Raw genomic sequence first — 15823 nt, 5'->3', positions numbered from 1 at the left:
GAGGAGTGCAGGCGCAAACGCCCTGTTCGGTTGGCCCAAGTAATGATGCGCCTGTCGAATGTTGCCAGCGGCCAACCGCGGTCTATGGCGGTGGCTGCGATCATTAACCATGTGAATACCCATGTAACTGTTGCCGCACCCGACGCGCCCCGGCCCAAGCCGCCCCTCTCGGCGCGGGCCACCCTGATCTGGGAACGGGCGCCAAGCCGGTCTATGCTGGGAACAGGACACCAACGGGAGGTCCCCTGTGGGCGCTGAGCGAGTACATCTGTTGAATCCCAGGACCTGGCTCAGCAGGCGATCCACCAAACCGGAGCCAGTCCCCCCCGACGTACTGGCCCGAATCCGCACCCAGGAAGCCGAGATGGACCGGCAGATGGCCAACGACACGCTCGGATCCGACGCCGCCACCGCCGAGGAACTAGAGCGGAGGCTGCTCAGCTAAAACTGGCCCGCATGAGGCTGTTTCGCAGCCGAATCATCACCGTGGGGGGTACTGCGATTCTCTGGGAGGTGAGGCTGGGAGGTAGGTCGCCGGCTATCGCGCGAAGAAGGGCGTATTCATCGCCGGCAAACACGTGGACGACGGGATGCTATAGCGGGGACAGCAGGTCGTCGCTGCACGCCTCGTCTAGGTATTTCCCGAAAGCGTCATCCGCGGTGAGAGCGAGGATCGCGGCGCGGCCCTCAGGAAACATCCCCACCACCCACATCCTCAAGCCATCCCCCGTCGGACGGCATCCATACGCCCACCCTACCCCGCCCGAAAATAAATAAGTGGCCAGAATATGGCCACTTACTGGCCACTTCTCCCCGCCAGCGCGAATTACCCCGGCCCACCCGGACCATCTCCGAGGTTCGCTCTCAGGGCAGCGTGGGAGTGGACCGTACTGGACTTGAACCAGTGACCTCTCGCGTGTGAGGCGAGCGCTCTGGCCATCTGAGCTAACGGTCCGGGGGTCGTTCAGGATAGCTCAGGCCACATTGGCGGGGCGAAGAGATAGGGCTCCGCTGGCCCTCAAGCTGCCGAGGGCCACATCGGCGGCGCAAACACCTGTTCGCAGTAGGCCATGGCCTGGAGCACCCGCACATCGCCGAGCTGATGGCCCACCAGTTGGAGCCCCACCGGCATTCCGTCGGCGGCGAAACCGGCCCGGACGCTGCCCGCCGGACGCCGGGTCAGGTTGTACGGGTAGGTGTGGCGGATCCAGTTGTCGACGAGCTCGCCGTTGACCAGCCCCTGGCCCCCGCACTCGGGAAAATGGCCGGCCACGGTGGGGGTGAGCAGCAGGTCGGCTTCGGCCAACACACCGTTGAGCGTCTCGGACATCTCGTAGAAGATGTCGAGCGCCCGGTTGAAATCAGCCACTTGGGGACTGGTGGACAGCCCGAAGTAGTAGCGCAGACCGGGGGTGATCTGCTCCATCTGCTCGTCGGTCAGCTCGCCCAGCTCGCCCGACACCGCATTGGCCGACAGCAGCACGTACTCCCAGATGGGGTCGTTGAACAGGCCCTCTTCCCGCACCTCCACCGCCACGCCAGCCGCCTCCAGCTGGGCCACCGCGGCCTCGCACACCGCCACCACCTCGGCATCGGACGGCTTTCCGTCGGGTGCCGGGCACCACACGGCCCGCTTGGGCTTCCAGCCCTCGTCCAGCGCCTGGCGCCAAGACCGGTCGGGGCGGGGCAGCGAGTCGAGGTCGCGGGGCGACGGCCCCATAACCAGGTCTTGCACGAAGGCGATGTCGGCCACCCGCAGCGCCATCGGCCCGTGGACCGAGAGGGGCCACAGCCGGTAGGTCCCTTCCACCGGCACCCGGCCCAGGCTGGCCTTGAAGCCGCTGAATCCACAGGCCGCGGCGGGAATGCGGATGGAGCCGCCCCCGTCGGAGCCGGTACACAACGGCACCAGACCGGCCATGAGCGCGGCCGCGGTGCCCCCCGACGACCCGCCCGGTGAGCGCTTCGGGTTCCATGGGTTGCCGGTGGCCCCGAACACGGGGTTGTAGGTGTCGCCGGTCCAGCCGAACTCCGGCGTGTTGGTCTTGCCCATCACCACGCAGCCCGCGGCCCGCAGCCGCTCCACCAGAATGCTGTCGGCCTCAGCCGGTGGGTCGTCGGAATGCAGGAACGAGCCCTGCGTGGTCACATACCCGGCAGCGTCCTCCAAGTCTTTGACCCCGAACGGAATGCCGGCCAGCGGCCCGACCTCGTCGCCGGAGGCCAGTCGGGCGTCGATCTCGTCAGCCTCGGCCAACGACCGCTCGGGGTTCATGGCCACGAAGGCGTTCAGCTCCTGCTGGGCGTCGATGGCCGCCAGCGATCCTTCCACCATCTCCCGGGCCGACACCTCCTGATCGCGCACCGCCGCGGCCCATTCCTGCACCGACCGCTCACGAAAGTCCATCTCCGCCTCCTCCGTCGCCGAAACCCCGACAGTACATCCACTTGGAACAACCGCGAGCCGCGGCCGTCTTCAGCTCTTGGACAGCGCTTCGGCCACCGTCTCCAGTCCAGCGACGCGGCTGGCCTTGACAAGCACCGCGGTCTCGGCGTCGACTGGGCCAAGTGCTGTTACCGCGGCAGCGTCGTCGGCGACTGGTGAAGGCCCGAATTCGGCAGTGGCCACCGGGATGACCTCGATGCCCAGTTCTTGGGCCAGGGCGCCAATGGCGGCGTGTTCGGCTGCAGTCCGGTCACCCAACTCGGCCATTTCCCCCAGCACCGCCACCCGGCGGGGTCGGTCCACGGCAGCCAGTGAGCGCAGTGCGGCAGCCATCGACATGGGGTTGGCGTTGTAGGCGTCGTTGATGAGCACGGCCCCCGACGCCAGCGTGGTCACCTCCATGCGCCACGGCGACAGTTGAGCCGAGCCCAAACCGGCGGCGATCTCATCCACCCCCACCCCGACCGCCAGCGAAGCGGCCGCGGCGGCCAACGCATTGTCCACCATGTGCTCGCCGCACACCGCCAACGCCACCGCGGTCTGCCCGCTGGGGGTTTCCAGTCGGAATCGGGGCCGCAGTCCGTCGTCCAATCTCACGTCCGTGGCCCGCACCTCGCCCCCGGCCCGACCAAAGGTCAGCACATCGGCTTCGGTTCGGTCGGCCATGGCCGTCACCAGGGGTTGATCGGCGTTGAGTACGGCCACGCCCGACGGGTCCAACGACTCCACCAATTCGCCTTTGGCCTCGGCCACGGCCTCCACGGTCCCGAAAAGCTCGGTGTGGGCCGCCCCGACAGACGTCACCACCCCCACGGTGGGCCGGGCCAGCGAGCAGAGCCAGGCGATGTGGCCCTTGCCTCGGGCGCCCATTTCCACCACCACCGCTTCGGCATCCTCCGGGCAATTGGCCAAAGTGAGCGGCACCCCCAATTCGTTGTTGAACGACATCGGGCTGGCGTGGGTCGGTCGGTCGGCCCCGATGGCTGCGGCAGCCATGTCCTTCACCGAGGTCTTCCCCACCGAGCCAGTTATGCCCACCACCGGGCCCTCGAACCGGCTGCGGGCGTGGCGGCCCAACTCGGCCAAGGCCGCGGCGTTGTCGTCCACTACCACCGCGGTGGCTCCCTGGGGGGCCTCAGAGGTCAGATAGGCCGCTGCCCCCGCGGCCAAGGCGTCGTCGATGAAGTCGTGGCCGTCTCGCTCGGCCACCACCGGCACGAACAACTCGCCTGGGGCCACCGTCCTTGAGTCGATGGAGATTCCCGACACTTCGACGTCGGGACCCACCAGACGGCCACCGGCCGCTCGGGCTGCCTCCGATGCCAACATTCGCACACGCTTAGCCTCCCACTGTCGGGGCAATCGGTGGGGTACCGTCGGCCTGTGGGAACCCGCACCCGTTTGGTGCTGCTATTTGGCGGCCGGTCGGCCGAACATGACGTGTCCTGTGTTTCGGCCCGCCATGTGGCTGGTGCGGCCGACAAAGACCGCTTCGAGACGGTGGCGCTGGGCATCACCCGAGAGGGGCAGTGGCGGCTGGCCGAGCTTCCCGATCCCCTCCCCGACCGGTTGGACGCCGACGGCCTTGCCGTGGCCCCGGCCGAGATCTTCGCCGAGCCCGACACGGTGGTGTTCCCCCTCATACACGGCCCTATGGGCGAAGACGGCACGATTCAAGGTCTGCTGGAAGTGGCCGACGTCCCCTATGTGGGATCAGGGGTGCTGGCCTCGGCGCTGTGCATGGACAAGTCCGTGGCCAAGCTGGTGTGCGCTCAGCACGGTCTTCCCCAGTGTCGCTACCGAACGGCATCGGCCAGCGATCTCTCTGAGGCGGTGGCCGAACAGGCCATTGCGGAGTTGGGACTACCGCTGTTCGTGAAGCCGGCCAACATGGGCTCGTCGGTGGGGGTGAGCCGGGCCGCTACCGAACTCGAGACGGTCAAAGCGCTCGAGACAGCCGCCCAGTATGACGAGACGCTGATCATCGAGGAGGCTGTCACCGGCCAGGAGATCGAGGTGTCCGTGCTGGGCAACCGCGACCCCAAGGCGTCGGTCCCCGGCGAGATCGTGCCCGGCGCCGACTTCTACGACTACGCCGACAAGTACCTCACCGACAGCGCCGAGCTGTTGGTTCCCGCCCAGATTTCCGAGGCAGCCACCCAGGACGTTCAACGCCTCGCGATCGCCGCCTACCGCGCCTTGCGGTGCGAGGGGATGGCCCGGGCGGACTTCCTCTACGAAGCCGACGGCCGGGGAATGCTGCTCAGCGAAGTCAACACCATTCCCGGCTTCACCCCCATCAGCATGTACCCCAAACTGTGGGAGGCCAGCGGCCTGCCCTATCCGCAGCTCATCGAGACGCTGGTCGACCTGGCCAACGAGCGCTACGAGCGCCGCCGTCAGCACCGTCGCACCGACCGCGACGAGGCGTAGTGGGCTGGGGAAAAGTCCCTGGGTTTGGTAAAACACTGCGGTGATCTCTGATGCGCTGGCCGGCAAGCGGCTGGCGATCACCGGCACGACCGGTTTCCTGGGCACCGCTCTCGTTGAGCGGCTGCTGCGCTGCGTGCCTGAAGTGGAACTGGTGCTGCTGGTACGCCCCGGACGCCGAGGGGTCGAGCAGCGCATTCGCCGGGAGATTATTCGCAACGACGTCTTCGACCGGCTGCGCGACCAGTTGGGCACCGACGAGTTCGAACGGCTCTGCCAGCAGCGGATCACCGGTGTGGCCGGTGACGTGGGCGTCGATGGCCTGGGGCTGGATGACACCGGCCGGGAGCTGATCGCTGGCTGCGATATCGTCATCCACTCGGCCGCCGCGGTGGCGTTCGACAATCCGCTGGACACCGCGGTGGAAGTCAACCTCATGGGGCCGGTTCGGCTGGTGAACATGCTCAACGAGATGGGAGCGTCCCCCCACTTCATCGCGGTGTCCACCTGTTATGTGGCCGGGAGCCGCCGGGGGAACGCCCCCGAAGAGCCCCTGGCCGACGGCCCCATGTACGTGCCGGTGTCGTGGCAGGACGAGGCCGAGGCCAGCCGCCGCCGGCGCATCACCACCGAGACCGAGAGCCGCAATCCCGCCCGACTGGAGGAGTTCCGCAGCCAGGCTCGCCATGAGCTGGGGGCGGCCGGCACCCCAGCGCTGGCCGCCAAGACCGAGCAGCTCCGCAGCCGCTGGGTCCACGACCAGATGGTGGAGGCCGGTCGGTCGCGGGCCGCCTCGCTGGGCTTCCCCGACGCCTACGCCTTCACCAAGGCGCTGGCCGAGACCGCGGTGACCGAGATCAAGGGCGACCTAGAGGTCTCCACCGTGCGGCCGTCGATCATCGAGTCGGCCTATGCCGAGCCATTCCCGGGGTGGATCCGGGGCTTCCGCATGGCCGAGCCCATCATCATCGGCTACGGCCGGGGGCTGCTCACCGACTTCCCCGGCATCCCCCAGGGAGTGCTGGACGTGATCCCGGTGGATCTTGTGGCCGCGGCCATCTGTGCGGTGGCCGCCCGGGGCCACGACACCGACCGCCAGATCATCCAGGTGGCGTCGGGAGCGATCAACCCGTTCCGATTCAACCAACTGGTGGATCTGGCCCACAGCTGGTTCAGCGAGAATCCCATCTACGACGACCGCGACCAGCCCATCCCCCCGCCCAACTGGACCTATCCGGGCCGGGGCCGGGTGGTCCGCCAGCTCAAACGGCTGCGGACCGGGCTGAACGCCGGTGAGCGGGTGCTGGGGCGACTGCCCATCCGGGGCCGCCAAGCCGAGATCACCGCGGATTTGGACGAGCGGCGCGATCAAGTGGAGCGGGCGCTGGGCTACGTGGAGCTCTACGGGGCCTACACCGAGTGCGAAGCCCTGTTCGGCGTGAACCGGCTGCTGGAGTTGTGGGACAGCCTGGATGACGAAGACAAGGAGCTGTACTGCTTCGACCCCCGGATCATCGACTGGCCCCACTACGTGATCGACATCCATCTGCCCACCGTGGTGGCCCAGGGCCGGGTCAAGACGGCTCCGTCGGGGCGGACGGGTCCGACCCGCAAAGACCGCCAGCGAACCCAGATCCTCTCCCCCGACCGACACATGGCGGCCTTCGATCTGGAGAACACCGTCATCGCCGCCAACGTGGTCATGGCCTACGGCTGGTTGGCCACTAGGCGGCTGCCTTTGGACGAACGGGCCCGACTGGTGGCCAAGATCTTGCTGGAGGCCCCTTCGCTTCTGGCCCTGGACCACCGGGACCGCAGCGACTTCCTCCGCCACTTCTACCGCCGCTACCAAGGGGCGCCGATAAAGCAGATGGCCGAGGACTCGGGCGAGATGTTCAGCGACCTGATATTGACCCAGTCCTACCCCGCCGCCATCCGCCGGGTGCGCCAGCACCGCGCCGCCGGGCACACCACCGTGCTCATCACCGGCGCGCTGGACTTCATCGTGGAGCCGTTGCGCCCGCTGTTCGACCACATCGTGTGCGCCGAGTTGGCCCAGTCCCACGGCACCTACACCGGGCAACTGGCCGAGGTGCCGCCCACCAGCGAGTCGCGGGCCGAAGTGTTGCGTGACTTTGCCAATGCCGAGGGTCTGCTCATGTCGGAGTCGGTGGCCTACGCCGACTCGGCCAGCGACCTGGCCCTGCTGGAGGCGGTGGGCTACCCGGTGGCGGTGAACCCCGAGCCCAAGCTGGCCATGCTGGCCCGCAAGCGGGGCTGGCTCATCGAGTACTTCGACAAAGCCCCCGGCGGCCCCCGCAAGCTGCTCCCAATCGGAAGCCGGAAGGCGTCATGAAGGACCGAGTGCGGCCAACCCCCCGCCCGGGCATGGTGCTCGAGGTGGACCGCTCTACGCCGCCGATCCTGTTCCACCACGGCGAGGGCTTCCGCACCGAGAAGCTTCCGGCCGGGCGCAGCCGGGTGATCTACCCGGCCGAGCCGCTGCTGGGCCTGGCCGATCCCGAGGGCGCCATCCGCCGGGCGCTGCTCAACCCCATCGACCAGGATCCGCTGCCCGCCCAACTCCGCCCGGGCATGAAGCTCACCATCGCCTTTGACGACATCTCCCTGCCATTGCCCCCTATGCGCCGCCCCGACATCCGCCAGATGGTGATCGAGCAAGTGCTGGAGATGGCCGCGGCGGCCGGGGTGGACGACGTCCACATCATCGCCGCGCTGGCCCTGCACCGGCGCATGACCGAGGACGAACTGCGCTACTGCCTGGGCGACCGCACCTACGATGCATTCGCCCCTTCGGGCTGCCTCTACAACCACGACGCCGAGGACCCCGACGGCATGGTGGTGCTAGGCACCACTCCCCACGGTGAGGAGGTGCAGTTCTCCAAGCGGGCGGCGGAGAGCGACCTGGTGGTGTACGTGAACATCAACCTGGTGGCCATGGACGGCGGCCACAAAAGCACCGCCACCGGCCTGGCCGGCTACCAGGGGCTGCGCCACCACCACAACGTGAAGACGATGCAGGAGTCCAAGTCGTTCATGGACCAGCACCGCTCCGAGTTGCACGCCTCCAACTGGCGCATGGGCAAGGTGCTGCGCGACGCCGGGGTGAAGATCTTCCAGATCGAGACCACGGTCAACAACAACACCTTCGGGGTGGACGGCCCGCTGGCCATGCTCCAGAAGCGGGAGTGGGAGTGGACGGCCAAGGACCGGGCCGCCTTTGTGGCCATGACCACGGGTTTGAAGTACGCCCCGCCCCAGATGGCCCGCCAGATCTTCCAGTCTTGGCGGGCGCCCTATGAGCTGACCTCGGTGCAGGCCGGCGAGGTGGAGGCCGTACACAAGGTGACCACCGAGAACGTGTACGCCCAGCACTTAGTGCCCGTTGCGGGCCAGACCGACATCTTGACCATGGGCCTGCCCTACATCTGCCCCTACAACGTGAACTCGGTGATGAACCCGATCCTGGTGATGTGCCTGGGGCTGGGCTACTTCTTCAACCTCTATCGGGGACGCCCGCTGGTGCGGGAGGGCGGCGTGGTCATCATGGGCCACCCCACCCGCTGGGAGTTCCACCCGGTGCACCATCCCAGCTACATCGACTTCTTCGAGCAGGTGCTGGCCGACACCACCGACCCCGTGGAGATCGAGGCGAAGTACGAGCGCCAGTTCGCCGAGGACGAGTGGTACATCCACCTGTACCGCACGTCGTACGCCTACCACGGCGTCCACCCCTTCTACATGTGGTACTGGGGGGCCCACGCCCTCCAGCACCTGGGCGAAGTGATCATCGTGGGCGGCGACACCCGGGCGGTGCAGCGCATGGGCTTCCGCCCCGCATCCACGCTCCAAGACGCCCTCGAGATCGCCAGCGACACCGTGGGCCGCCAGCCCACCGTCACCCACCTCCACAACCCCCCCATCCTGATGGCCGATGTCAGCTAGGCGGGTGATCTCGAAGCTGGACTTCCCCTATCGGGCGGCCCGACCGCCCGTGGGGGTGCCGCCCGCTCCCACCCCCAAGAACCGGGGGGCCGACTACGACACTGAGTGGGCCCGCAAGCCGGCGGCCCGAGCCGCCCGTCGGGTTATCACAGAGGTTGTGATGCAGCCAGCGATGGCTGCGCTGGCCCGCCCTCGCCGCCAAGGGCTAGACCGGCTGGAGCGCCTCGAGGGCCCGGTGATCTTCGCCGCCAACCACCACAGCCACATCGACACCCCCCTGATGTTCACATCCATCCCACCCAGGTGGCGCAACCGGCTGGTGGTAGGCGCCGCATCGGACTATTTCTTCACCGGGGCGGTCAAGTCGGCGGCCTCGGCTCTGGTCATCGGTGCCATTCCCATCGAGCGGTCCCGGGTGGGGCGGCGCTCGGCCCGACTGGCCGCGTCGCTCATCGAAGACGGCTGGAGCCTGCTCATCTTCCCCGAGGGCGGCCGCAGCCCCGACGGCTGGGGCCAGCCCTTCTTGGGCGGGGCCGGCTACCTGGCGGTGCGCTGCGGCGTGCCGGTGGTGCCGGTCCACGTGGAGGGAACCGACCGCATCCTGCCCAAGGGCCGCAACGTGCCCAAGGTGTCGGCCACCACGATCACATTCGGCGATCCACTGGTGCCCACTGAGGAGGACAACGCCCGCCGTTTTGCGGCCCGCATCGAGGTGGCCGTGGCCACCCTGGCCGACGAGTGCGCCACCGACTGGTACCAAGCCCGCCGCCGAGCCCACGCCGGCACCACCCCCGGCCTCACCGGCCCCGCGGTCTCCCCCTGGCGCCGGGCCTGGGCCCTCGGCGACCGCTCCCCCCGCTCCCGCCGCCAACACCGCCGATGGCCCTAGCAGAACCCCACGGTCAACATCGCCGCTGGCCCAAGTAGAACCCCTCATTCGGCCAATTCCGCGACAAGGCCATTTTGCCGGAAAGCCCGTAGGATCGGAGGTATGCCGGTAGCCGCCTCCACACCCATTGAGCTGATTGAAAACGTGTATTCCACCCTGGACGAGCGGGTCGACGCCGCCCGGGAACGTTTTGGCCGAGAGCTCACGTTGGCCGAGAAAATCCTGGTCAACCACCTCGACGACCCCGCTGTCACCCCCGAGCGGGGAGCCACCTATGTGGATCTGCGCCCCGATCGGGTGGCCATGCAGGACGCCACCGCCCAGATGGCTTGGCTCCAGTTCATGACCGCCGGGCTAGACGAGGTGCAAGTGCCCACCACCACCCACTGCGACCACCTCATCTCGGCCCGCATCGACGCTAAGCGAGACCTGGCCGCGGCCCTCGACAACAACGAGGAGGTGTACGACTTTCTGGAGTCGGTATGCGCCCGCTACGGCGCCGGATTCTGGAAGCCGGGATCGGGGATCATCCACCAGGTGGTGCTGGAGCAATACGCCTTCCCCGGCGGCATGATGATCGGCACCGACAGCCACACCCCCAACGCCGGCGGCCTGGCCATGGTGGCGGTGGGCGTGGGTGGCGCCGACGCAGTGGATGTGATGACCGGATTCCCCTGGAACGTGCGCTGGCCCAAGCTCATCGGCGTGCACCTCACCGGCGAGCTCGACGGCTGGGCCGCCCCCAAGGACGTGATTTTGAAGGTGGCCGAGATCCTCACCGTGGCCGGCGGCACCGGGGCCATCGTGGAGTACTTCGGGCCGGGCGCACACTCACTGTCGGCCACCGGCAAGGCCACCATCTGCAACATGGGGGCCGAGATCGGCGCCACCACCTCCCTGTTCGCCTACGACGACGCCATCGCCCGCTACCTCAAGGCCACCGGCCGCGAGGCCGTGGCCGACGCGGCCAACGCCGCCGCCCACAACCTGCGGGCCGACGATGCCGTGCTGGGCGACCCCGGCGGCTACTTCGACCGGGTGGTGGAGATCGACCTGTCCGAGCTGGGACCGCACATCAACGGCCCCCACACCCCCGACCGGGCCCGGCCAGTGGCCGATCTGGGGTCCGAGGCCAAGCTGAACGGCTGGCCCCTGGAGGTGAGCGCCGCCCTGGTTGGGTCGTGTACCAACTCCAGCTACGAGGACATAACCCGAGCGGCCAGCATCGCCCGTCACGCCGCGGCCCACGGGCTCACCGCCAAGTCGCCCCTCATGGTCACCCCCGGCTCCGAGCAGGTTCGGGCCACCATCGAGCGCGACGGCCTGCTGGCCGACCTGGAGTCCATCGGGGCCACCGTGTTGGCCAACGCCTGCGGGCCGTGCATCGGCCAGTGGAACCGCGACGACGTGGCCGAAGGCACCCCCAACAGCATCGTCACCAGCTACAACCGCAACTTCCCCAAGCGCAACGACGGCTACGCCTCCACCAACGCCTTCGTCACGTCCCCGGAGACGGTGGTGGCCCTAGCGTTGGCCGGCACGCTGGACTTCGACCCGGCCAGCGACACCATCACCGCCCCCGACGGCACCGAGGTGGCGCTCATGGTGGGCCCGGGCACCGAGCTGCCCGACCAGGGCTTCGACCCCGGCGCCAGCGGGTTCTTGGCCCCGCCCGACGACGGCAGCGGCGTGGATGTACGGGTGTCGCCCGACTCCGAGCGGCTCCAGCTGCTCGAGCCTTTCTCCCCATGGGACGGCCAGGACTTCACCGATCTGCCCGTGCTGCTCAAGGCCCAGGGCAAATGCACCACCGACCACATCTCCATGGCCGGACCGTGGCTGCGCTACCGGGGCCACCTGGAGAACATCTCCGGCAACCTCTATCTGGGGGCGGTGAACGCCTTCACCGGGGCGGTCGGCGAAGGCAAGAACCAGCTCGACGGCACCACCGGATCGTTCCCCGACGTGGCCGCCGCCTACCACGCCGCCGGTCAGCGCTGGGTGGTGGTGGGCGACCGCAACATCGGCGAGGGATCGTCCCGGGAGCACGCCGCCATGGAGCCCCGCTTCCGGGGGTGCGCGGCAGTGATCGCCCGGTCGTTCGCCCGCATCCACGAGACCAACCTCAAGAAACAGGGCGTTTTGGCCCTCACCTTCGCCGACCCCGACGACTACGACCGCATCGACGAGGACGACCGCATCTCGGTGATCGGCCTGGCCGACCTGTCCCCCGGCACGCCGGTGCAGGTGCAGGTGGCCAAGCCCGACGGGACCACGGTGGACATAACCGCCGAGCACACCCTGTCGCACGACCAGATCGAGTGGTTCCAGGCGGGCAGCGCGCTGAACCTGATCCGCCAGCGGACCATGGGCTGACCGCCCGCCGAGAGCCGTCGTGGACATCCGCCCTTCCTGCCGACCCTAGATTTACGGCCATGGACATCCGCCAGCTCGATGCCCTGTTGGCGATAGCCGAGCACAAGACGTTCTCCAAGGCCGCTCGGTCGCTGCACACCGTGCAGTCCAACGTGTCCAAGCACATCGCCAAGTTGGAGGAGGAGCTGGGCGCCATCCTGGTGGACCGCGACGCCGGCACCCTCACCGAGGAAGGCGAGGCGGTATTGGCCCGAGCCCGGCGCATCCGGGCCGAGACCGACGCCATCGCCCTCGACATGGCCGCTATGCGCGACGACATCTCCGGAGTCACCCGTCTGGGCACCATCGACTCCACCGCCCGGTGGCTGATCCCCATCGTTTTGCCCGCCCTAGAGGCCCAATACCCCAACATCCGCCTCGAGGTGCTCACCGCCACCACCACCAGCCTCCTCCCCCAGGTGATCGCCGGAGATCTGCACAGCGCAGTGGTCAACCTGCCCCTGCACGATTCTGAGATCCGGGCTGAAGAGCTGTTCGCGGAAGACCGCTTGCTCATAGCCCCGCCCGACCACCCGCTGGCCCGCAAGTCGTCGGTGACCCCCGCCGAGCTGAGCCGCCACGAGCTGCTGCTGCCCCCTCCGGGCACTGCCTTTCGAGACGAGATCGACTCCGAGCTCAAGATCCAGGGCGTGGAGCTCACCACCCGGGCCGAGATCGACGGCATGAGGATGATCGCCACCCTGGTGCTCACCGGATTCGGTGCCGCCATCTTGCCCGCCACCGCCGCCCCCGACGACGGCCCCTGGCGGCGCATCCCCATCACCGGACTGGTGCGGCGCTCGGTGGGCCTGATCGTCAGCCGCCGGGTGGCCCCATCGGCGGTCACCCGAGCGGTGCGAGACGTGATATTCGAAGTGGTGGGGACCCACGGCTACGACCAGGCCGGGGTGTACCCCAGCTGAGTACGGCGCGAGACTGACGCCATGACCGCCACCGGCAACCGACCCGACCGGGTCCCGCTGCGAGCCGGAGCACCGGGATCGGCCCGAGCCTGGCTGGACTCCTACGACGGCCGGGAATGCGTGGTCTTCGAAGTGGAGGACAACGAGGCCGACCGGGGGGCGCTCAGCCCGGCCGACAGCGAGACACTGGAGCGAGCCGCCCAAGAGGCCCTCCTGCGCCGTGTGCCCCTGGTGGGGTTCATAGCCTCATCTGGTGCCGATATCGACTCGGGCATCGCGGCCACCATGGGCTGGGGCCGGGTGGCCAAGTCGGTGGTGGACTGCTCGGGTCAGGTGCCCACCATTTTCTGCGCCACCGGCCCGGCGGTGTCGGGGCCGGCCCTGCTGCTGGGCCTGGCCGACATCGCCATCGCCACCGAGGACAGCTACGCCTTCGTCTCCGGCCCCCGTATGGTCACCCAATTCACCGGCGAGGTGATCAGCAACCAGACCCTGGGCGGCGCCGGCCAGCTCTCCCGGCGCAGCGGGGTGGCCGCCTTCTTGGTGGACGACAAAGACGCCGCTTCCGACCTGGTGGGAGCGCTGTTGAGCCTGCTTCCCGCCCACGCCGACGAACTGCCGCCCCGGTATCCGGTGGACGATCCCATCGACCGCCCCACCCCCGAGCTGCGGGACATACTTCCCGAATCGCCTTTGGGCAGCTACGACATCCGAGATGTCGTCCGGGCGGTGGCCGACGACGGCGACCTGCTGGAATACAAGGCCGACTGGGCCGCCAACCTGGTGTGCGCCTTCGCCACCGTGGCCGGCCGCCCGGTGGGGATGCTGGCCAACCAGCCCCAGACCCTGGCCGGCACCCTCGACATCGCGTGCAGCCAGAAGGGGGCCCGGTTCGTGTCGTTCTGCGACGCCTTCAACCTCCCGCTGGTCACCTTCGTGGACACGTCGGGCTTCCAGCCGGGCAAGGATTTGGAATGGCGGGGCATCATCCGCCACGGCGCCCAACTGGCCTTCGCCTACGCCCGAGCCACCGTGGGCCGGGTGAACGTGACCCTGCGGAAGTCCTACGGCGGCGCCTACATCGTGATGGACTCCCGCCACATGGGCAACGACATCGCGCTGGCCTGGCCCTCGGCGGAGGTCGCGGTGATGGGCGCTCGGGGAGCGGTCGAGATCGTCCACCGCCGATCCAGCCCGGAGGAGCGAGCCGAGCTCGAGGCCGCCTACGAGGAGCGCTACCTGAACCCCTACATCGCCGCCGAGCGGGGCTCGATCGACGCGGTGATCGACCCGGCCGACACCCGGGCCGAGGTGGCCGCCGCCCTGGATCTGCTGGAGTCCAAACGGGAGGCCCTCCCCCGCCGCCGCCACGACAACACCCCTCTGTGACCAGGGGCAACACTCTCTCTGGGGCGAAAGCGACAACCTGAGGTAAGCTGCGGCAGCGCCGGAGGGAGCAGGGAAAGGAGCCGTGCGTGCCTGAATCCATAACGATCACCGACAATCGGACCGGTGAGTCAATTGAGGTTCCGATTGTCGAAGGTGGTGTGGATGCCGCAGCGTGGCGAAAACTACTCCCCAACGTCTGGTTCTTAGACCCGTCTTTCAGCACCACCGCGGCCACCACCAGCGCGGTCAGCGAAGTGGACGGCGAGAACGGCATCCTGCGCTATCGGGGCTACCCCATCGAGCAGCTGGCCGAGCACTCCACCTTCCTGGAGGTGGCCTACCTCCTGCTCCACGGCGAGCTCCCCACCCCTGGCGAATACGACGTGTGGGTACACGAGATCACCCACCACACCTTCATCCACGAGCGCTTCCGCAAGCGGTTCATGGAGTCGTTCCTCCACGATGCCCACCCGATGGGCATGTTCGTGTCGACCATCGCCGCGCTGTCCACGTTCTACCCCGAGGCCAAAGACATCGAAGACCCCGAGAACCGCATGCACCAGATTGTGCGGCTCATCGCCAAAGTGCCCACCGTGGCCGCCGCGGGCTTCCGGTTCAACACCGGTATGCCGTTCGTCTACCCCGACAACAACCTGGACTTCGCCACCAACTTCCTGTCGATGATGTTCAAGATCGCCGAGCCCACCTACCAATGCGACCCGGCCTTCGCCCGAGCGCTCGACCTGCTGCTCATCACCCACGCCGACCACGGCCAGAACTGCTCCACCAGCACCGCCCGGGTGGTGGGAAGCGCCCACACCGACCCCTACTCGGTGATCTCAGCGGCGGCCTGCTCGCTGTACGGCCCCCGCCATGGCGGAGCCAACCAGGCCGTGATGGAGATGCTCGACGAGATCGGCAGCTACGAGAACATCGACCCGTTCATCAAGGCGGTCAAAGCCGGCGAGACCCGCCTGATGGGGTTCGGCCACCGGGTGTACAAGAACTACGACCCCCGGGCCCGCATCATCAAGCAAGCCGCCTACGACGTGTTCGAGGTGACCGGCTCCAACCCGCTGCTCGACATCGCCTTGAAGCTCGAAGAGGTGGCCCTGGCCGACGACTACTTCGTGAGCCGCCGCCTGTATCCCAACGTGGATTTCTACTCCGGGCTCATTTACCAGTCGATGGGGTTCCCCACCGACATGTTCACCGTGCTGTTCGCCATCGCCCGCACCGCCGGCTGGCTGGCCCACTGGGTAGAGCTCCTAGAACAAGACAGCCGAATAGCCCGCCCCCGACAGGTCTACACCGGCTCCCAAGAACGCACCTACACCCCCATCAACCAGCGCTGATACGCCTCCC

11 protein-coding genes and 1 tRNA gene are annotated in these 15823 nt (G+C 68.1%); 9 read left to right on the top strand and 3 right to left on the bottom strand.

What is annotated here, in order from left to right; translation table 11 throughout:
- The first annotated feature begins 247 nt into the window (after positions 1-247).
- Positions 248-445 carry a hypothetical protein gene (locus ACOGI7_RS02275; protein ID WP_419850310.1) on the top strand — a complete coding sequence of 66 codons (198 nt, stop codon included), beginning with the start codon at positions 248-250 and terminating at the stop codon, positions 443-445.
- 436 nt (positions 446-881) lie between these two features.
- On the opposite strand, the gene ACOGI7_RS02270 is transcribed toward ACOGI7_RS02275, so the two are convergent.
- The 3 genes from ACOGI7_RS02270 to ACOGI7_RS02260 form a co-directional block, all read right to left on the bottom strand.
- Positions 882-955 (bottom strand) — tRNA-Val (locus ACOGI7_RS02270).
- 63 nt (positions 956-1018) lie between these two features.
- Positions 1019-2407, bottom strand: coding sequence for an amidase (locus tag ACOGI7_RS02265; protein WP_419850309.1), 1389 nt, complete (start codon positions 2405-2407; stop codon positions 1019-1021).
- Between the two features lie 69 nt (positions 2408-2476).
- Positions 2477-3781: a UDP-N-acetylmuramoyl-tripeptide--D-alanyl-D-alanine ligase gene (locus ACOGI7_RS02260; protein WP_419850308.1), complete on the bottom strand. Its 1305-nt coding sequence runs from the start codon at positions 3779-3781 to the stop codon at positions 2477-2479.
- A 48-nt stretch (positions 3782-3829) separates the two neighbouring features.
- Between ACOGI7_RS02260 and ACOGI7_RS02255 the strand changes: the two genes are divergently transcribed.
- The 8 genes from ACOGI7_RS02255 (at position 3830) to ACOGI7_RS02220 (ending at position 15813) form a co-directional block, all read left to right on the top strand.
- Positions 3830-4879: a D-alanine--D-alanine ligase family protein gene (locus ACOGI7_RS02255; protein ID WP_419850307.1), complete on the top strand. Its 1050-nt coding sequence runs from the start codon at positions 3830-3832 to the stop codon at positions 4877-4879.
- Between the two features lie 40 nt (positions 4880-4919).
- Positions 4920-7232, top strand: coding sequence for an HAD-IB family hydrolase (locus ACOGI7_RS02250; RefSeq protein ID WP_419850306.1), 2313 nt, complete (start codon positions 4920-4922; stop codon positions 7230-7232).
- Positions 7229-8842, top strand: a complete 1614-nt coding sequence (locus tag ACOGI7_RS02245; RefSeq protein ID WP_419850305.1) for a lactate racemase domain-containing protein — start codon at positions 7229-7231, stop codon at positions 8840-8842. Before ACOGI7_RS02250 ends, ACOGI7_RS02245 begins: the two co-directional genes overlap by 4 nt.
- A gap of 4 nt (positions 8843-8846) precedes the next feature.
- Positions 8847-9731, top strand: a complete 885-nt coding sequence (locus tag ACOGI7_RS02240; protein WP_419850304.1) for a lysophospholipid acyltransferase family protein — start codon at positions 8847-8849, stop codon at positions 9729-9731.
- Positions 9732-9833: 102 nt separating this feature from the next.
- Positions 9834-12107 (top strand): aconitate hydratase, encoded by a 2274-nt coding sequence (locus tag ACOGI7_RS02235; RefSeq protein WP_419850303.1) that lies wholly within the window; start codon positions 9834-9836, stop codon positions 12105-12107.
- Positions 12108-12166: 59 nt separating this feature from the next.
- Positions 12167-13069, top strand: a complete 903-nt coding sequence (locus ACOGI7_RS02230) for a LysR family transcriptional regulator (RefSeq protein WP_419850302.1) — start codon at positions 12167-12169, stop codon at positions 13067-13069.
- A 21-nt stretch (positions 13070-13090) separates the two neighbouring features.
- The gene (locus tag ACOGI7_RS02225) at positions 13091-14458 is read left to right on the top strand and encodes an acyl-CoA carboxylase subunit beta (RefSeq protein ID WP_419850301.1); all 1368 of its coding nucleotides are present in this window, start codon (positions 13091-13093) and stop codon (positions 14456-14458) included.
- Positions 14459-14544: 86 nt separating this feature from the next.
- Complete coding sequence (locus ACOGI7_RS02220) at positions 14545-15813, top strand: citrate synthase (RefSeq protein ID WP_419850300.1); 1269 nt, start codon at positions 14545-14547, stop codon at positions 15811-15813.
- Positions 15814-15823 lie beyond the last annotated feature (10 nt).

The organism is Candidatus Poriferisocius sp., assembly GCF_965204145.1.
In the GTDB taxonomy this organism is placed as follows: domain Bacteria; phylum Actinomycetota; class Acidimicrobiia; order Acidimicrobiales; family Bin134; genus Poriferisocius.
The sequence above is the reverse complement of the archived record's forward strand: the minus strand, read 5'-3'. Positions and strand labels throughout refer to the sequence as shown.